Origin of the sequence: Acinetobacter sp. A1-4-2 (genome assembly GCF_040233925.1) — a bacterium.
Classification (GTDB): Bacteria; Pseudomonadota; Gammaproteobacteria; order Pseudomonadales; family Moraxellaceae; genus Acinetobacter.
This window is the reverse complement of the sequence record NZ_CP157981.1, coordinates 1,290,380-1,307,444: the sequence shown is the minus strand read 5'-3', so window position 1 is coordinate 1,307,444 and position 17,065 is coordinate 1,290,380. Positions and strand designations below refer to the sequence as shown.

The window sequence follows — 17,065 nt, the reverse complement described above, 5'->3', positions numbered from 1 at the left end:
AAAACGCCCCGATTTTAAATGATTACGTAGAAAAAGGTTAGCATCTTTTGCAGAAAAGCTGTCGAAAGGCAAAGTTTTGATTATTATAGTCAAAAGCCACATCATGATTTAGAGCTTATGTCTATTCACCCAGATCCAAATATCAATCGTTTAAATGTTTTAGGCGAACCCTTGGCAAGCTGTTGCTACTCTCCTATTACCGGTTATTTTCGTAACGGCTTTTGTCATACGGCGACCACAGATCTAGGTCAGCATACGATGTGTGCACAAATGACCGCTGAGTTTCTTAATTTTTCGCAAAAAGTAGGTAATGACCTGATCACACCTCTTCCAGAAGTCGATTTCCCTGGTCTAGAACCGGGTGATTTCTGGTGCATTTGTGTGACCCGTTGGGTTGAAGCATATCAGGCTGGTATTGCTCCGCCTATTAAAATACAAGCTTGCCATCAAGCTGTGCTCTCATATGTTCCGCTTGATGTGCTCATGGAATATGCCGTGTAATGAATACTCCCAACATTATTTTGGCTTCAAGCAGTCAAACCCGTAAAGACCTGATGAATCGTCTCCGTATCGACTATCAGAGCTTGGTACCAGATATCGATGAATCCCCACGGGGCGAAGACCATGCAGATGAACTGGCGAAACGGCTGGCTTTTGAAAAGGCCAACGTTATTGCCGAACAATATCCCGATGCTATTGTGATTGGTTCCGATCAGGTGGCGTGGCGTGAAGGGGCACCCGATATTTTTATTGGCAAACCTTTGACTGTGGAAAAAGCCATCAAACAGTTACAGGCCAATTCGGACAAAATCGTTTATTTCAGTACCGCCCTCAGCGTACAGCAAAAATCGACGGGATTTGAACAGACCCTGGTTGAACATTATAAAGTGAAATTCCGCAAACTGGGTTTGTCCGAAATTGAACGTTATATTGAAGTCGATCAACCTTTAATGTGTGCAGGCAGTTTTAAGTGTGAAAGTCTCGGCATTAGTCTGTTTGAACAAATGACCGGGCAAGATCAAACCACTTTGATGGGTATGCCGATGATTCAGCTTTGTCATATCCTGCGTCAGTTGAATGTGTTAGTGCCCTAGCTCAAATTCTGCTTAAGCCAATCCTTCCATGTTGAATGGTTGGCTTATTTGAGGGTTCCACCCTCCTTGTTCAAGCTTTTCCTGTCCATGATTCATGGCTAGCATTGCGCTATTATCAATTTCAAAACTTCCCACACTACTTCACTCCCATAACGCAGACTAAGGAATCTCCCCCAACTGATTTACAACTTGCTCTCACCTGCAACTCCATAGACAATAAGCATAAATTTATAGGTGCTTTATCTTATGTCCCAGCCTCTAGACGTGCTTGGCGGAATTACCGCCGAACAATTCCTTGCCGAATACTGGCAAAAAAAACCATTACTGGTTCGTAACGCTCTCCCTGAAATTGCAGGCCTTTTAGAACCTCATGATGTTATGGAACTGGCGCTAGATGAAAATGTCACTGCTCGTTTAATCAAGCAAAAAGATAAAGACCCAAATCAATGGTCAGTGAAGTCTTCACCTTTGATTAAAGCAGACTTTCAGAAGATGCCTAAGCTTTGGACTCTACTGGTTCAGGCGGTAGACCATTATTCATTTGATCTGGCTGAACTATGGAAGAAATTTCCCTTCATTCCGCTGTGGCGTCGTGATGACATCATGGTATCTTATGCACCTAAAGGTGGCTCTGTTGGTAAACATTTCGACTTTTATGACGTATTTTTGGTCCAAGGCTATGGTCATCGCCGCTGGCAATTGGGACAAATGTGTGATGCCGACACTGACTTCGTTGCAGGGCAACCCTTAAAATTACTGCCAGACATGGAAATCAATTTTGATGAGGTGCTTGCTCCCGGTGATCTACTATATGTACCGCCTGGTTTATCACACTACGGCGTAGCAGAAGATGACTGCCTGACCTTCTCTTTCGGTTTCCGCATGCCGAACGTGGCAGAAATGATGGATCGCGTCAGTGACAAATTCGCAGACGATCAGTTACTTAAAAATCCATTAAAAGACACTCTGCGTGACAAGATCAGCCCGATTGGTCAAATTACCCAAAATGAGCTGGAGTATTTAAAAACTGAACTTTTGGCACAATTGCAAAATCCGGCTGTACTTGAGGATGCCCTGATGAGCCTGATGTCAGAAGCGAAATATCCGGAAAATATTCCAGAGGCGGAAGCCATTGGTACAGGTGATCTGGAAGAAGCTTTGGATCAGGGCTATTCACTCATGCTCGAGCCGGCATCTCGCCTGCTTTATACTGAAGCTGAAGGTGAGTTGCTATTTTGGGCAAATGGTGAAGGCATTTGTATCTCCGAAGTTTTTGCCCCAATTTTAAAACAATTGGCTGACGGCGGTTCGGTATTACTCGATGACAATTTATATGATCCAGATATTCTCGAAGACATTGTGAATTTGCTCAATGAATCTATTCTGATGCTGTTACCTGCAGAAGATGAAGAATAAATAAAGCTACAAAATGGGGAAAATAATATTTTCCCCATTTTTATATTTTAAAAAATTTATATTTATTTCTTCTCAAGATCAGCAGAAAAAATAATTCACTCATTTTAATTTCTTCCAATTTTATAAAATGATGAAATAGCAACCGACATTTAAAAAGCAAAAAAATTTAATTGCTTATTTCAGCTGAACAATCGCCTGAATGATGGTGCAACCCGGTTCAGAAGATAATTTAAACTCGCCGCCCATACGCTCCAAACGCATTTTCATACTGCGCATGCCAATACTTAATCCCTGTTGCACTACACTATCTGCATCAAAACCGACACCGTCATCTTCTATACTCAAAATAAACTGGTTTTCTCGAATATAGACCATCGCTATTTTTACCTGCCTGGCCTGACTATGTTTAATAATATTGGTCAGGCTTTCTTCCAGTACCCGAATCAAGGTGAGACACTGCAAAGCACTCGGCACGGCTTGCCATTCCTGCAGAAAAATCCATTTAGAACGAATATCCAGTTCATCCATAAGCTGACTAAAACGATGCCTAACGGGTGCCACCCACAGTATGGGATTAACTGGAATTTTATTATCTGCAGATGAACCACTATCGATAATTTGTCGGAGATCATCCCTTAATAATTTAAGCATCGATAAAAATTGCTTGTTGGAAATATCATGCGTGCTTTGATCCACTAAAATCATCGAGCGAACCAATGATGCGCCCAAACCATCATGTAAATCATGGGATAAATTGATTCTTTCTTGTAGCTTGACATTTTTAAGCTCTAATTGATGTTTTTCATTCAAACTGGAGCTTAAATCATTACTGACCTGCTGAACTTTCATTTCTAGCTGGGCATTAAATGTTTCAATTTTTTTAACATTACGTGCCAATCTTGAACCTAATATAATCACCATAAAAAAGGTGATAATCGGTCCGGTATAGGGAGATAATGGTCGAACATCCTTTACAACCACCTCTCCCGATAATAATAAAAGGTCGAATATCATAAAAATGACTATAGCGCTTAGGCAAATGGCTAAAAAGATATAATCTGTTCTTTTAGATTGAATTGCGTAATAACAAGCATATAGATAACCGATAATAAACAGTCCAACATAGATTAAAAATATCAGTGCAAAAACCCAATAAGCAGACTGCTGCGGGGTTAGAAAAATACCTGCAATAATCAGTCCCGTAATTCCCCAAACAACTGTCTCAACTTTAATAAAGCGCTTTTGGATAAACCTGAATGAATAAATACAGAAACTTACGACATAAAGAACAAAAAAAGCCAAATTGGCCTGTGCTGCAATTAGTGTATTTGGATAGGGAAATGTTTCTGTAGTCAGCATATTGGAAATAAATAGCACCCATAACAAGGAACTTAAGGCAAACCATCCAAAAGTGCTTTCTTTTCGCCGCGATAGCCATATAACAGAACAGACCACTCCAAAGGTAAGGGATACAATAAGATTAATTTGAAATAAAGTCCGGCGATTCCATACCTGACTTTGATATGACTCATAATTGTTTTGTATATTATTAAAAGAAATTTGACCAATACCCGGAGACTGGTAAGCAAAGCCCTTCACATAAATTAAAATTTCATTTTTGCCGCTGTTTAATCCCGATATCGGTAAAATCCAGTAACGCGGCATATTCCAGCTTTTTGACAGCGGCTCCTGTAAATGCTTGTCTCTCCAGAGTAAATCGCCATTTAAAAACACTGCGCCAGCAGAATTAATATAATCAATTGCAAAAGCAATCGGTTCTGCAAGTCTGGCCTGATTCTGACATGAGCAGCTCCACTGAATTTTATACCATGCTGCTCCATTATAATTTTTCCAGCGCTTTTGCCACTGATCCGGCAAATTTACAGATTGCCAGCCCTGTCGGGGTAAAACTGTAAATGAACTGGTTTTAACGGTATCAACAGAATGAATGTGCACTGCACATTGTGCATTGATATTTTCAATTATTTCAGCATAACTAAATTGACTCAGCAGGCTAAGAACAAAAATAAAAAAATAATGCCCAATCAACTGCTTCATAAAATCCCTAAGGATCGTGCTGCACTCACGGCCTTTGTTCTTTTGCTTACCGACAATTTCCGGTAAATATGCTTAATATGACTTTCAACCGTATATTTAGAAACAAAGAGTTGTTCGGCGATTTCCCGGTTACTCATGCCTTGAGCGACCAGATTTAGAATCTCAGTTTCCCGGCTGGTTAACAGCTCCATATCTGCATCTATGATTTTCTGATCAGCCACTGCCGGTATAACCACAGCTGATATCTGTTTCAAAATTTCTTGAGCAATAAAAGGGTCTATCGGCGCACCGCCACGTAAAATGCTGCGAATGGATAACTTAACTTCAACATCATCACGTTCTTTCAGAACATAACCTGTCGCGCCTGCCTTGATTGCTGAAAATAAACTTTCCTGAGTACTCCAGGCTGAAATCACCAAGATCATGGCATTGCTATCCTGTGCACGAAGCTTTTCAATCAGCTCTATGCCGTTACCGTCAGGCAGTCCCAAATCAACCAAAGCTAAGGAAACAGGTTGCTGCTCTATTTCTACAAAAGCCTGTTGCAAGTTTTTAGCAAAAATAAGCATATCTTCCCTATAGCCCAGTTCTGCCAATATCTTTTTTAATCGTTCTTGGATAAAAGTTTCATCTTCAACAATTAAAACTGGAACGGGTAAAATCGTTGCTAATTCTGACACACAGTACCCCCTATTATAACCGCCTACTATAGCGAAAAATACAAGCTAAACAATATCCCTAAAATCAGGTAATTTAATAACTTTTATATTAATAAACGATCAATTTTATTTACTATTGCATTGTAATCAGCCATCGTTAAGACCATAAAATACAAATTTTAAAGTTTTAATCGATGATTTAGCCATCAGTTATCCATTCAATATTCTGACTATCATACAGAGTATAACTTACTTTAGTTTTCGCTTAAATTAATCAGATATAGGCCAAAAAAAAACCGCTGTTTTAGCGGTTTCTTGCTTCGGATGAGATTAGTGGCCATATTGCTGGTTTAAGTATTTCACAATCTGTGCAGACTCAAACATTTTCACTCCGGTATTCGGATCAATCAAATAAGGAACCTGAATATCTCGCCCCATAATTTCAACGGTCTTTTCACGTTTACCGCCCGCTAAGGGTTGATATTTTCCAGGTTTTAAACGCAATATTGCCGGCCCCATATCCTGCCAGCGCTCTTTAGCCACGTTATGATAAATATACGGTAGCTCAAGCTCGGTTAACATCGCTCGTACCACACGGGTAAAAGGACTGGCTTCAAAACCCCATAACGCCAAAAGTTGCTCTGGTGCTGCACGATCTTTAATTTTCCGGTTAATCCAGACGCCGCGTGCACCATTCACGATGGTGCCAGCTAAAGCCACGACAGGGATTTTGGGATAATGGGCAAATTTTTTCGGTGTGGTTCCCGTTCGGCCATAATGTTTAAATAAATGATTAATAATGGCTTGTGATTCATATATTTCTGTACCGGTATTTTCATCTACGAAAAATGGAAACTGTTTTTTTCCACCTTTTTCTTTGACAATTTTCCGGTATTTCTGGCCACCCTTAGGGCAAGGATAAACCTCATAATCCAGATTTAACAAGGTTAAAACCTCACGCACACGGCGACAAAATGGCGAACCCTCAAACTCATAAAGTTTCAGTGATTTTTCAGGCTGCTTGGGAAAAGCTGTACCGCTCACACCTCGTCCGCCTTCAGTCAAAGATGAAGCCAGCGCTTGTATCACTTTAATTTGATGATTCACCATTTTTATCCTTGTATCTCTGTCTTTATAAATCGACTAATTTTTCTTTTGCCACCACAATGCCGTTGTTATCGGCATAGATATAATCGCTAGAACTGATGCTTACACCACCAAAATACAAAGTTAAATCCACTTCGCCTATGCCCTTGCGATTACTTTTTTGCGGAATTGCAGCCAATGCATGTACACCCAGGTCCAGTTCGGCAATGGCATCGACATCACGTACACACCCGTAAATAATTACCCCATTCCAGTGATTTTTCACCGCTGATTCAGCAATCATATCGCCCATCAAGGCACAGCGCATAGATGCTCCACCATCCACCACAAGCACTTTACCAGTACCATCGGTTGCGAGCAGTTCTTTGACACGTGAATTATCTTCAAAACACTTTACAGTGACTGCCTGACCACCAAAACTTTTACGTGCACCATAGCTTTTAAAGAATTTTCCATCCATTGATGGGGTGACCACCTGAATTTCTTTTTCTGGATTGTCATCAAGTAAGTCACAGGTTACGAATGCTGGATTAGACACTTTTTATTTCCCTCGTTTGGAATTTTGTATGCGTAAATTATCATAAATTTCAAACTTTTCAGTCTGAGTTTGTGCAGCCTCGACCATAGTATGAGCCACTTGCGCTGCTGTCACAGGCTTATATTTAAATGTATCAGGAACCCAATGCGAGAATTTTTGATACAATTTTTGCGCCATATCTTCTAAGGTGCGTTGTTCTGGTCGTTCACCGATTAATAGTGACGGGCGCAGAACAGATACATATTCCAGATTTAAGCCTTGGATATGCTGTTCCAGTTCACCTTTGACTTTATTGTAAAAAATTCTGGATTGTGCGTTTGCGCCCATGGCACTAATTAATAAATAGTGGGTCTGGGTCGATTCAAATAAATCAGCAAAATGTGCATTGATTTCATAATCAATATTATAAAAATTCTGTTTTGAACCGGCCTTTTTTAGTGTCGTGCCTAAACAGCTGAAGGCATGACTATAACCATTTACATCTTCATCGTTCAGTAACAGAAAATCCTGCAAGATAAATTGTTGTACTTTTTCCAGACTTTTAATCTGCTGATCTTCATGCCGAACCACAGCCGTTATTTTCTCACAGCTTTCAAGCTCGTTGAGCTGTTTCAGCAATTCACGTCCCACTAGACCTGTTGCACCAATCACAATTACACTTTTAATTGATTTAGTCATTTTTTAATCGATCTCTATAGGTTTTACTAACGTAACAGTTTTTTTATACTTTTTATGCATCTAAAATGTTGCAGAATCAAGTCAAGACTTGACTTAACGCCATAGTTTAATCACAATATGGCACTTGTTTACGGGCTGGTGATAATTCTTCTGATGAAGGTTTTCAGTTGTAATTTCAGCCCGCCCAGACCAATCTAATTCAAGGAGTGCACGAGTGGCAAACTCTGCTCAAGCTAAAAAACGTGCTCGTCAAAACGTTAAAGCACGTAAACACAACGCAAGCTTACGTTCTATGGTTCGTACTTATCTTAAACGTACAGTAGCTGCTATCGCTGCTGGTGATTATGCTGCTGCTACAGAAGCATACAAAACTGCGGTTCCTGTAATTGACCGTATGGCTGATAAAGGTATCATCCATAAAAACAAAGCTGCTCGTCATAAGAGCCGTTTAAATGCACAAGTTAAAGCTTTAGCTAACTAAGTTGTTGCATTAAAAAAAGCCCTTTTAGGGCTTTTTTTACGTCTATAAAAAATTATTAGGTCTAAAAATAGCACCTTATAAAAACATAAGGCACTTCAAAACTTTTATTAAAAATTGTTTTTTAAGATTACCTTCTTCAGAAAGAAGATCAAGATAGCATTTTTTAAAAGCAATGCTGTTTTATTTTATTTTTTCGAGGTTCTGAAACTCGCGAATCGACAACTCGTTCACTTGACCACGCCAAATCCATTTCAGTTTGGATTCTAAAAACACATCACCTTCAAACCAGACAAACAGCCCTTCCATCATTTTTGGCCAGTCTTCATGACTAACGGTATTACGCCCGGAAATCACAGCAATAATGGCTGCCAAAATAGTATCGTGACTCACAGCCAGACTTAAACCAAAATGATCTTGCGGATGGGTGTTATAAATCAGCTCCAGTACATCGACCACACCAGTAATCGGATGTTTCATTCCAGGCAAGGCATTATTGACAAAACTGTTAATAAAACCCAAAGCACCTTGTTTCTGAAAATAAGGCCCCGCCTGTTTAATATCGAGCACAAAACTTCCCGGCTCAACCAGTAAACCTTGCTGGACAATTTCAATATGATGGGTATTTTGTGCCAGCGTACTCGAATCGGCACCCTGTATCATTAAAGCAGCTGTATCAACACAGCGTTGAATCGGACTTGAAATACAGTGCTGGATGCTACGATCCGTATTATCAATTAAATAGTTACCCCATGCCTGGGCAAGCTCACGGCCTTGTTCAGTTAACTGCAAATCATAGCCTGCCAAACCCTGCCCTGTAACGACCTCGCGAATAGAATGGCGGGTAAACAGAGTGACAGGTGTTTTAGCATCAGGCAATAAATCAATCGCCTTCAGCATACTTATAGGGAGTAAATCTAACGCCATGAAGCAGCCAAAATTAAACATGGGTACATAGCATACTATAGCATGTTAATGCATCAGCTCAATGTATGTTCGCCATAAGTCCTAGGGCCTGGAATGCCAAATTTTTCATCTCGATATTACGAAATGCGATAAAACCACCATTCAGCAAACTCTCGCGCTGATTATATACAAAGGGTCTGCCTTTAAAATCTACCAGCCCGCCACCGATGCGTTCAATCAGACATTGCCCTGCACTAGTATCCCACTCGCTGGTCGGATGAAAGCGTGGGTAAATATCCACTTTACCTTCCAGCATCATGCAGAACTTATAGGCACTGCCCGCCCTAAATTCTACAATATCCACCTGCTGTTTCAGGATGTCCAGATATTCAGCATATTTGGGCTTGTTCTGGCTACTTTGACTTAAACCAACCTGAACAGTTTCAGACGGCAGATCATCAACATATTGCAACCATTGCCCCGTTGCAATTTCTAATTTTAAAGGCAGGCCATGTTTGGGACAAAAATATATCGTTTGTTCACCCGGGATGGCCAATACGGCGAAGGTGGTATGCGCCCCCTCAACCAGACTCAAATTAATGGTAAATTCAGGACGTTTATGCAGAAATTCCTTGGTACCATCCAAAGGGTCAAGCAACCAGAAGTTTTGCCATTGCTTACGATGGGTATTGTCACCTTCTTCCGACAATAAAGGGATCAGGGGGAAAGTCTGTTTTAATACACGGGTAATAAATTCATTGACCCGATAATCTGCCTGGGTTACCGGTGACTGATCGCTTTTATGCTCGACACCAAAATTTTCTCCTGCACAATAGGCCTGATATTCTGCTCGCAAAATTTCACACGCCTGTGTCACAATGGGAACCAACTGTAAAATCAAGGCATCTTGCGGTGCCGTAGTTGCTTTAAACATAGAATACCTTCATATGCCGAATTATTCAGAAAAACCCACCATCATCTTCGACATGGATGGTACGCTTCTTGATCTTGCTTATGATGATTTCATCTGGAATCATCAGCTTCCTATTCGCTATGCAGAAAAGCATAACTGCACACTCGAACAGAGCACCCAGGCGCTGTTCCAGTTTTACCAGCAACACAATCATACCTTAAATTGGTATTCCACACGCTTCTGGAGTGCAAAAGTAGGTGTTGATACATTGGCGTTGCAACAGGAATTTCAACACAAGGTGGCTTTACGCCCAGGCTGTATTGAATTACTGGAATATCTTAAAGCTCAGTGCTATACCTGCTGGATTGCAACCAATGCAGATTGTGAAAGCTTAAAATTTAAACTCGAACAAACCCAGATTGCACATTACTTTGATGTCATAATCAGTAGTGAAGTGATTGGTCACGCCAAAGAAAATATCGAATTTTGGCAGAAACTCCATTCACTGCACCCCTTTCAGGTCGAACATAGCTATTTCATTGATGACACTGAAAAAGTCCTTAAAGGTGCAGAAAAATTTGGTATCCGGCATTTAATTAGCATTGCCCAGCCCTCATCTCAAAAAGAAATAAGGACTGAGAGTTCTTATCCGATTTTACAAGATTTGACTGATTTAATAGTGATCTTAGAACAAGCTGAGGATCTGAAAAAATATGCCTAATTCTTCTCAACAGAACCATGTTGAAAGTATGCGTGTTGATAAATGGTTGTGGGCAGCACGTTTTTTTAAAACACGTTCGATATCCAAAGCTGCCATTGAAGGCGGTAAAGTCCATCATAACGGTGAACGGGTTAAAGTTTCCAAAGAAGTTCGTGTCGGTATGGAACTCAGCGTCCAGCAGGGTTTTGACCGTAAAACCGTTGTCATCAAGGCCTTATCCGCCGTTCGCGGTGCAGCACCGATTGCCCAGCAACTTTATGAAGAAACCGAAGTGAGTGTTGCAAGACGAGAGTTGATTGCCACCCAAAGAAAGTTGCATAATCTAGCCCGACCTGAACATCGGCCGAGTAAAAAAGATCGAAGACAAATCAGTAAATTCAAACAAGATAATGATCAGCAGTTCGATCAGCACTGGTCATATCATGATTAGAAGCTGTTGATATTTAAGCGTCACATTCTGTCGCATTCGACTGAATTGATATAGTACATAAGGAATGAATCTGTCACTATACTTGGGTGGAACACGTTTGAAAGCAACACATCCACTTAAGTGAATATTTTTGTGACATCGTTTTGAGGTTGTGAGATGGATGATAATAAAAGCAAGGCGCTGAATGCTGCCCTAAGCCAGATTGAAAAACAGTTTGGTAAAAATACAGTAATGCGCCTTGGTGACAATACTGTACAGGCCGTTGAAGCGGTCTCTACAGGCTCTTTAACCCTGGATATTGCTCTGGGTATTGGTGGTTTACCTAAAGGCCGTATCGTTGAAATTTACGGCCCTGAATCTTCAGGTAAAACCACCATGACTTTGCAAGCTATTGCAGAATGTCAAAAAGCGGGTGGTACATGTGCGTTCATTGATGCTGAACATGCACTTGATCCGCAATATGCCCGCAAGTTAGGTGTAGACATTGACAATCTTCTGGTGTCACAACCGGACAATGGTGAACAGGCTCTTGAAATTGCCGACATGCTGGTACGCTCTGGCGCCATTGACCTGATCGTGGTCGACTCCGTTGCAGCCCTAACCCCACGTGCGGAAATTGAAGGTGAAATGGGCGACTCTCACATGGGTCTGCAAGCCCGTTTGATGAGCCAGGCACTGCGTAAAATCACCGGTAATGCAAAACGTTCTAACTGTATGGTGATCTTCATTAACCAGATTCGTATGAAGATTGGTGTGATGTTCGGTAGCCCTGAAACTACAACGGGTGGTAATGCGCTTAAATTCTACGCTTCTGTACGTCTCGATATCCGCCGTATCGGTCAGGTAAAAGAAGGTGATGAAATCATCGGTTCGGAAACCCGCGTAAAAGTCGTGAAGAACAAGATGGCGCCTCCATTTAAAGAAGCAGTATTCCAGATTCTGTATGGTAAAGGTGTCAACCATTTAGGTGAATTGATTGACCTCGCCGTACAGCAAGAGATCATCCAAAAAGCTGGCGCATGGTATTCTTATCAGGGCGATAAAATTGGCCAAGGTAAAAACAACGTGATTCGCCATCTGGAAGAAAATCCACAAATTGCAGTGGAAGTGGAAAAACTGATTCGTGAACAGCTCCTCACTACAGGTACAGCACCAGTAGAAGATAAAGACGAAGCAGAACCAGACTTTTTAGATGCTTAATTTCCGGCATAATAAAAGTTAAACTGTAAAACGCCCTACGGGGCGTTTTTTATTCGATGTGATCCAACCTTATGAGCAATCCAAAATTCCCCAATATGCTTGATTACCAAGCACTCAAGCAACAGTTTGATGAATCAGCTGACGAATCCGCATGCTCAAATGTATCTCCAGATTCAAATGCCTTACATTTTGCAGATCAGCCTGAACCCCAACCCCAAGGCTTGACTGGCACACGCTTACGTTCCTACGCTTTTGCAGTATTGACACGTAAGGAATACTCAAAAGCGGATCTGATCGAGAAACTTGCACTTTATGCCGTGGATCGTGATGAAGTCATTAAACTGGTGGATGAACTGGCGAGTGAAAATTATCAGAGTGATCAGCGTGTAGCTGAAATGATGCTGTCGAGCCAAAAACGTAAAGGTAAAGGTCCAAACCGCATCAAGATGGCATTAAAATCAAAAAAAATTGATAGCAGTCTAATTCAGGATGAATTAAAAGAAACAGACTGGAATGAACAAGCCTATCAACTGAAAGTAAAAAAATTCGGTCTTGATGTTGAAAAAGAGCCAAAACTGAAAGCCAAACAAATACGCTTTTTGATGTATCGTGGATTTGAAATGGATGCAATTATGAAAGCAATTAGCAAAAAAGCAGATGAAATATAAATGTAGGGAAATATGAATTATTATAAAAATTGGTGGCAACCCTACCAGCAAACCTTCGGCACATCATAGTTCTACTACCGTTGCTACCTTCCGGTCCTGGCGGGGTTCGTAGAGTACAATTGCGAAGTAACCGGCAGGGCTACCATTGCAAGAACAGAGTATAGAGATTTTTAATTAACTTGCAAGTACTCCAACCTGTTTTCTAGCAACATTGCTTTTATTTGCTTATTAAAAAAACAATCTTGATTAAAAACAGCATTCTTGAATGTTTTTATCTGCACAATCAATTACTTTAAAACTATGACAAGATTGTAAACGCATATTGCATTTCATGGGCCAGACGTTTTTAATGTCGTCATGTCTTTTAAATGGTCACACTCTAAAATCTTGTATTTAGAACGGACCGAAAAATACAAAATGGATGTTTTTTATGATGCTCAAACAGCATGCCTTATGCGTACTCACCTTCTTGGGTTCGGCTTCACTTTACGCCAATGTCCCGATTGAATCACGTGGCTTGAGTCAAAACAACAGTATTGACCTCAGTGCTAACAATGTGGCTATGAATCCAGGTGCAACAGTTGCCAATGTGCCAACCAATTTAAATTGGCAAATCATGCAAAAAAACCAGCAATTAGAAAATGACATTCGCATATTACGCGGCAAAATTGAAGAACAGGACAATGAAATTGAACAGCTTAAACACGAATTGACCAATCGCTATACCGACTTGGACCAACGTCTGGAACTTCTGCAACAGAAAGTAGATCCAGAAAGTACAGCTCCAGAGGAGGATAACCAACAGGATACCTCTCCCAGCAGCTCAAACAGCCCCGCCACAGTAGCATCTCATATATCCGCTAAAGAAGTGGCTCCAGCAACAGCCAAGCAAGCAGTTCCCGCCAATGCTCAGCCCTCTTCAACTGAACTTGATAAAGCAGCCTATACTGTAGCACTGGATGCTTATAAACAAGGTGGTGCAAAAAAAGCCATTGCTCCAATGCAAAACTTTATCAAGAATAATCCCAATAGTGTCTACATTAGTAATGCTTATTTCTGGCTCGCTGAATTTAATCTGGCCGTGGAACCGACCAATTATGCAGAAGCTAAAAAGAACTATAATATTGTGGTCAATCAATACTCCAATTCTGCCAAGGCATCACGTTCCCTATATCAACTCTACAATATAGCCAAAGATGTCGATCATAATACGACTCTCGCCAATCAGTTAAAAATAAAATTACAAAAAAATTATCCCAAATCTGAAGAAGCTGGATATCTAAAGAAATAAAAGACAAAAAAAGACACCTTAATAGGTGTCTTTTTTATAGCAGTATATTCGATTAACGAACAATACCACGCTTGGATTGCTCTAATGAATCAATCAATAACTGTACTTCAGGAGCTTCAGGCAACAGGTCAGTGCGAATCTGCTGTATGGCCTGCTCAGTGGTTAAAGCTTCTTTATAAATCAATTTAAAGGCTTGACGTAAGGCCTGGATCACATCTTTAGACCAACCCTTACGACGCATACCTTCAACATTCATGGCAAAGGCATGCGCTGGATTACCGGAAACCATGACATAAGCAGGTACATCTTTTAAGATTAAGGAAGCACCACCGATCATGCTGTAAGAATCAATTTTGCAGAATTGATGAATACCTGAGTTTCCACCCACGACCACATAATCTCCAACCTGAACATGTCCGGCAACACCAACATTATTGGCAAAAATATTATGATCGCCCACCACACAGTCATGTGCAATATGTGTATTGACCATCAATAAATTATGACTACCGATTTTGGTAAGACCTTGATCTTGAACCGTACCACGATGCAAGCTGCAATGCTCACGAATAGAGTTATGATCACCAATTTCAAGCCAGGTCTCTTCGCCAGCATATTTTAAATCCTGACAAACTTCACCCACACTCGCGAACTGGAATATTTCGTTGTTTTTCCCAATACGAGTATAACCACCAACCACTACATGTGCATGTAGCTTGGTGCCCTCACCAATGGTGACCTGTGGCCCAATAATACAATAAGGGCCAATTTGTACATCTGCAGCAATGACTGCAGATGAGTCTATAATGGCGGTTGGGTGAATTAAATCGTTATTACTCATGCCTGCTCTATTTTCTGATGCGAAACCGTAATTTCCGCGGTTGTTGCTACAACGCCATCCACTGTGGCGATACAATTATATTTGTAAATTCCACGTTTGTGCATAACCAATTCTGATTTTAATACCAATTGGTCACCAGCAACGACCTGTTTTTTAAAACGGACTTTTTCAACACCCGCAAAAAGAAACAATGATCCTGGACCAGGTTTTTCATTATTCATGATAAAACCAAGTATACCAGAGACTTGAGCTAATGCCTCAACAATCAAAACGCCTGGCATAATCGGGTAGCCCGGGAAGTGCCCCTGTAAAAACTCTTCGTTGATTGAAACATTCTTATAGCCCACAATGCCATTGTCAGTCACATCTACAATGCGATCGACCAATAAGAATGGATAGCGGTGAGGTAAATATTCACGAATTTGTTGAATGTGCATTGGCAATTCAGGTTTCGTAAATGCAGGAGTATTCGACTCAGTCATCATATCTATTTACGCTTAAAAGTTGATTCAAGGGACTCGATTTGAGCCTGTATATGATCAAGCCGTTTAAGTAACTGGGTCAATGGCACATCTGCTAATTGTTTAAAGCGTACTGCAGCCCGTTTCCAGTGCAAACTTTCCAGCATTGGTGTGCCAGAAGAATAGCTTCCTGCCTCAGAAATACTTTTTGTGACCATTGACATACCGGTAATTGTGACATTGTCGGCAATATTAATGTGACCTACCACCCCCACTGCTCCAGCCAGTACACAGTTTTTGCCAATTGTTGTGCTACCTGCTATACCACATTTCGCAGCAAGTGCTGTATTTGCACCAATTTTCACGTTATGGGCAATTTGCACAAGATTATCAATAATGACACCATCTTCCAGAATAGTGTCATCAAGTGCACCACGGTCAATGCTGCAATTTGATCCAATTCTGACGTCATTTCCGATTTTAACTGAACCTAATTGTGCAATACGATGCCATTTACCTTGGTAAGGAGCAAAACCAAAGCCTTCCCCCCCAATCACGGTATTGGCATGAATACGGACACGATCCCCAATTTTTGTGTCACCAGTTAATGTGACATGTGAATCGATAAAGCATTGCTGACCAATTTCGACATCATCATCAATTTTAACGTGTGACTGAATGACGGTATCATCACCCACCACACAATGCTCCCCAATAACAACATAATGTCCAATATAGGCACTATCAGCAATTATGGCAGAAGGGTGAATTTGAGCTGTACTTTCTATCCCCTGATGCTGATTTTTCTTTTCAAATACATGCGTCAGAATGGCAAAAGCCAGATAAGGATTGTCAACTACAATAAAATTATTGTGCGTATCTAACTGATTTTTTAGAGAGGAAGTAACGATCAATGCACCCGCTTTTGAAGCGCGTGCCTGATCCAGATATTTATCAGCATTTACAAATGCAATATGTTTCGCTTGAGCTGCATCCAAGCTAGCCAATCCTTCTAATATTAAATCAGATTGACCTACGTGCTCGCCCTGTACCAGACGGGCAAGATCTTCTAAGCGAAATTGTCTAGGATTCATTGATTACTTAATAACGTTAACCTTTTGAATCATTTTATCAGTTAAATCATATTTAGGGTCATAAGCAAGTGCTGAATTTTTATTCAAAACAACATCCAAGTTATTTTCTTTACGCAATTGTTCTGCCACTTGCTTAACTCGAGCCCCTAAAGTCTTGTTCATCATCTGAATCGTAGACTGAACGGTTGACTGTACACTTTGCTGCAGCGTATTAAATTCTTTTAGCTGAGTCTGAAATTGCACAGACATTTTTTGCTTTTCAGCATCAGATAAATTAGGCGTTTGCTGAGCACGTTGCTGTAGAGCTTCGAGTTCTTTAGCTAACTGTTCCAGTTTAGTGGTTTGCGGCTTGACTTTTTGCTGCAAAGAAACATTCTGCTGTTTTAAATAAGTGCTATTTTCTACCACTTTTTCCAGATCAACAACCCCATAACCAGCGGCATGTACTATCGACGTACTCGCCAAACCAGCAAAAACAAGGCTCATTAATATTTTCTTCATACACATATCCT

20 protein-coding genes and 1 other RNA gene are annotated in these 17,065 nt (G+C 40.7%); 9 read left to right on the top strand and 12 right to left on the bottom strand.

The genetic code is table 11. The features are described from left to right. Positions 1–117 precede the first annotated feature (117 nt). The 3 genes from ABJ384_RS06500 to ABJ384_RS06490 all read left to right on the top strand — a co-directional run bounded on the left by ABJ384_RS06500 (position 118) and on the right by ABJ384_RS06490 (position 2,510). The gene (locus tag ABJ384_RS06500; protein WP_086196374.1) at positions 118–501 is read left to right on the top strand and encodes a DUF2237 domain-containing protein; all 384 of its coding nucleotides are present in this window, start codon (positions 118–120) and stop codon (positions 499–501) included. After that, on the top strand, positions 501–1,094 hold the full coding sequence (locus ABJ384_RS06495) for a Maf family protein (protein WP_086196375.1): 594 nt from the start codon (positions 501–503) through the stop codon (positions 1,092–1,094). The genes ABJ384_RS06500 and ABJ384_RS06495 overlap by 1 nt, the downstream gene beginning before the upstream one ends. A 246-nt stretch (positions 1,095–1,340) precedes the next feature. After that, complete coding sequence (locus tag ABJ384_RS06490) at positions 1,341–2,510, top strand: cupin domain-containing protein (RefSeq protein WP_349929555.1); 1,170 nt, start codon at positions 1,341–1,343, stop codon at positions 2,508–2,510. Positions 2,511–2,684: 174 nt separating this feature from the next. Here ABJ384_RS06490 and ABJ384_RS06485 read toward each other — a convergent pair whose 3' ends face one another. From ABJ384_RS06485 to ABJ384_RS06465, 5 genes are all read right to left on the bottom strand, one after another. Further along, positions 2,685–4,568: an ATP-binding protein gene (locus ABJ384_RS06485; protein WP_349929554.1), complete on the bottom strand. Its 1,884-nt coding sequence runs from the start codon at positions 4,566–4,568 to the stop codon at positions 2,685–2,687. Continuing rightward, a complete protein-coding gene (locus ABJ384_RS06480) occupies positions 4,565–5,248 on the bottom strand; it encodes a response regulator transcription factor (RefSeq protein ID WP_349929553.1) in 684 nt (227 codons plus the stop codon). Before ABJ384_RS06480 ends, ABJ384_RS06485 begins: the two co-directional genes overlap by 4 nt. Positions 5,249–5,557: 309 nt before the next feature. After that, positions 5,558–6,337 (bottom strand): glutathione S-transferase N-terminal domain-containing protein, encoded by a 780-nt coding sequence (locus ABJ384_RS06475; protein WP_349929552.1) that lies wholly within the window; start codon positions 6,335–6,337, stop codon positions 5,558–5,560. Positions 6,338–6,359: 22 nt separating this feature from the next. Then, on the bottom strand, positions 6,360–6,872 hold the full coding sequence (gene rraA, locus ABJ384_RS06470) for a ribonuclease E activity regulator RraA (RefSeq protein ID WP_349929551.1): 513 nt from the start codon (positions 6,870–6,872) through the stop codon (positions 6,360–6,362). 3 nt (positions 6,873–6,875) lie between these two features. Further along, positions 6,876–7,550, bottom strand: coding sequence for an NAD(P)H-binding protein (locus tag ABJ384_RS06465; RefSeq protein ID WP_349929550.1), 675 nt, complete (start codon positions 7,548–7,550; stop codon positions 6,876–6,878). A 214-nt stretch (positions 7,551–7,764) separates the two neighbouring features. Here ABJ384_RS06465 and rpsT point away from each other — a divergent pair, with 214 nt between their 5' ends. Next, positions 7,765–8,031 (top strand): 30S ribosomal protein S20, encoded by a 267-nt coding sequence (gene rpsT / locus ABJ384_RS06460; protein ID WP_039622003.1) that lies wholly within the window; start codon positions 7,765–7,767, stop codon positions 8,029–8,031. A 180-nt stretch (positions 8,032–8,211) separates the two neighbouring features. Here rpsT and ABJ384_RS06455 read toward each other — a convergent pair whose 3' ends face one another. Further along, positions 8,212–8,955 (bottom strand): phosphoglycerate mutase family protein, encoded by a 744-nt coding sequence (locus ABJ384_RS06455; RefSeq protein WP_349929549.1) that lies wholly within the window; start codon positions 8,953–8,955, stop codon positions 8,212–8,214. Between the two features lie 58 nt (positions 8,956–9,013). Beyond that, entirely contained in the window at positions 9,014–9,868 is an 855-nt protein-coding gene (locus ABJ384_RS06450) for a 3'(2'),5'-bisphosphate nucleotidase CysQ (protein ID WP_349929548.1), read from the bottom strand. Positions 9,869–9,881: 13 nt separating this feature from the next. On the opposite strand from ABJ384_RS06450, the gene ABJ384_RS06445 reads away from it, so the two are divergent. The 4 genes from ABJ384_RS06445 to ABJ384_RS06430 all read left to right on the top strand — a co-directional run bounded on the left by ABJ384_RS06445 (position 9,882) and on the right by ABJ384_RS06430 (position 12,866). Then, the gene (locus tag ABJ384_RS06445; protein WP_349929547.1) at positions 9,882–10,568 is read left to right on the top strand and encodes an HAD-IA family hydrolase; all 687 of its coding nucleotides are present in this window, start codon (positions 9,882–9,884) and stop codon (positions 10,566–10,568) included. Continuing rightward, positions 10,561–10,998: a S4 domain-containing protein gene (locus ABJ384_RS06440; protein ID WP_349929546.1), complete on the top strand. Its 438-nt coding sequence runs from the start codon at positions 10,561–10,563 to the stop codon at positions 10,996–10,998. The genes ABJ384_RS06445 and ABJ384_RS06440 overlap by 8 nt, the downstream gene beginning before the upstream one ends. A gap of 156 nt (positions 10,999–11,154) precedes the next feature. Further along, on the top strand, positions 11,155–12,198 hold the full coding sequence (gene recA, locus ABJ384_RS06435; protein WP_086196385.1) for a recombinase RecA: 1,044 nt from the start codon (positions 11,155–11,157) through the stop codon (positions 12,196–12,198). Positions 12,199–12,269: 71 nt separating this feature from the next. Further along, positions 12,270–12,866, top strand: a complete 597-nt coding sequence (locus tag ABJ384_RS06430; RefSeq protein ID WP_349929545.1) for a regulatory protein RecX — start codon at positions 12,270–12,272, stop codon at positions 12,864–12,866. A gap of 39 nt (positions 12,867–12,905) precedes the next feature. On the opposite strand, the gene ffs is transcribed toward ABJ384_RS06430, so the two are convergent. Further along, an RNA gene (gene ffs / locus ABJ384_RS06425) (signal recognition particle sRNA small type) lies at positions 12,906–13,002 on the bottom strand. A gap of 294 nt (positions 13,003–13,296) precedes the next feature. On the opposite strand from ffs, the gene ABJ384_RS06420 reads away from it, so the two are divergent. Then, positions 13,297–14,157 (top strand): YbgF trimerization domain-containing protein, encoded by an 861-nt coding sequence (locus ABJ384_RS06420; RefSeq protein ID WP_349929544.1) that lies wholly within the window; start codon positions 13,297–13,299, stop codon positions 14,155–14,157. A gap of 52 nt (positions 14,158–14,209) precedes the next feature. On the opposite strand, the gene lpxA is transcribed toward ABJ384_RS06420, so the two are convergent. From lpxA to ABJ384_RS06400, 4 genes are read right to left on the bottom strand one after another with little or no spacing between them, the layout of a single operon-like run. Continuing rightward, positions 14,210–14,998, bottom strand: coding sequence for an acyl-ACP--UDP-N-acetylglucosamine O-acyltransferase (gene lpxA / locus ABJ384_RS06415; protein WP_086196388.1), 789 nt, complete (start codon positions 14,996–14,998; stop codon positions 14,210–14,212). Further along, the gene (fabZ, locus tag ABJ384_RS06410) at positions 14,995–15,480 is read right to left on the bottom strand and encodes a 3-hydroxyacyl-ACP dehydratase FabZ (protein ID WP_171263214.1); all 486 of its coding nucleotides are present in this window, start codon (positions 15,478–15,480) and stop codon (positions 14,995–14,997) included. The genes lpxA and fabZ overlap by 4 nt, the downstream gene beginning before the upstream one ends. Before the next feature lie 5 nt (positions 15,481–15,485). Next, a complete protein-coding gene (lpxD, locus tag ABJ384_RS06405) occupies positions 15,486–16,553 on the bottom strand; it encodes a UDP-3-O-(3-hydroxymyristoyl)glucosamine N-acyltransferase (RefSeq protein ID WP_349929543.1) in 1,068 nt (355 codons plus the stop codon). A gap of 3 nt (positions 16,554–16,556) precedes the next feature. Continuing rightward, a complete protein-coding gene (locus tag ABJ384_RS06400) occupies positions 16,557–17,054 on the bottom strand; it encodes an OmpH family outer membrane protein (protein WP_086196390.1) in 498 nt (165 codons plus the stop codon). Positions 17,055–17,065: the final 11 nt, after the last annotated feature.

Excerpts from the sequence above, each read along its gene's own strand:
- ABJ384_RS06500 (WP_086196374.1), top strand. The coding sequence starts at position 118 with ATGTCTATTCACCCAGATCCAAATATCAATCGTTTAAATGTTTTAGGC.
- ABJ384_RS06495 (WP_086196375.1), top strand. The coding sequence starts at position 501 with ATGAATACTCCCAACATTATTTTGGCTTCAAGCAGTCAAACCCGTAAA.
- ABJ384_RS06490 (WP_349929555.1), top strand. The coding sequence starts at position 1,341 with ATGTCCCAGCCTCTAGACGTGCTTGGCGGAATTACCGCCGAACAATTC.
- ABJ384_RS06485 (WP_349929554.1), bottom strand. The coding sequence starts at position 4,568 with ATGAAGCAGTTGATTGGGCATTATTTTTTTATTTTTGTTCTTAGCCTG.
- ABJ384_RS06475 (WP_349929552.1), bottom strand. The coding sequence starts at position 6,337 with ATGGTGAATCATCAAATTAAAGTGATACAAGCGCTGGCTTCATCTTTG.
- ABJ384_RS06465 (WP_349929550.1), bottom strand. The coding sequence starts at position 7,550 with ATGACTAAATCAATTAAAAGTGTAATTGTGATTGGTGCAACAGGTCTA.
- ABJ384_RS06455 (WP_349929549.1), bottom strand. The coding sequence starts at position 8,955 with ATGGCGTTAGATTTACTCCCTATAAGTATGCTGAAGGCGATTGATTTA.
- ABJ384_RS06450 (WP_349929548.1), bottom strand. The coding sequence starts at position 9,868 with ATGTTTAAAGCAACTACGGCACCGCAAGATGCCTTGATTTTACAGTTG.
- ABJ384_RS06445 (WP_349929547.1), top strand. The coding sequence starts at position 9,882 with ATGCCGAATTATTCAGAAAAACCCACCATCATCTTCGACATGGATGGT.
- ABJ384_RS06440 (WP_349929546.1), top strand. The coding sequence starts at position 10,561 with ATGCCTAATTCTTCTCAACAGAACCATGTTGAAAGTATGCGTGTTGAT.
- recA (WP_086196385.1), top strand. The coding sequence starts at position 11,155 with ATGGATGATAATAAAAGCAAGGCGCTGAATGCTGCCCTAAGCCAGATT.
- ABJ384_RS06430 (WP_349929545.1), top strand. The coding sequence starts at position 12,270 with ATGAGCAATCCAAAATTCCCCAATATGCTTGATTACCAAGCACTCAAG.
- ABJ384_RS06420 (WP_349929544.1), top strand. The coding sequence starts at position 13,297 with ATGATGCTCAAACAGCATGCCTTATGCGTACTCACCTTCTTGGGTTCG.
- lpxA (WP_086196388.1), bottom strand. The coding sequence starts at position 14,998 with ATGAGTAATAACGATTTAATTCACCCAACCGCCATTATAGACTCATCT.
- fabZ (WP_171263214.1), bottom strand. The coding sequence starts at position 15,480 with ATGACTGAGTCGAATACTCCTGCATTTACGAAACCTGAATTGCCAATG.
- lpxD (WP_349929543.1), bottom strand. The coding sequence starts at position 16,553 with ATGAATCCTAGACAATTTCGCTTAGAAGATCTTGCCCGTCTGGTACAG.
- ABJ384_RS06400 (WP_086196390.1), bottom strand. The coding sequence starts at position 17,054 with ATGAAGAAAATATTAATGAGCCTTGTTTTTGCTGGTTTGGCGAGTACG.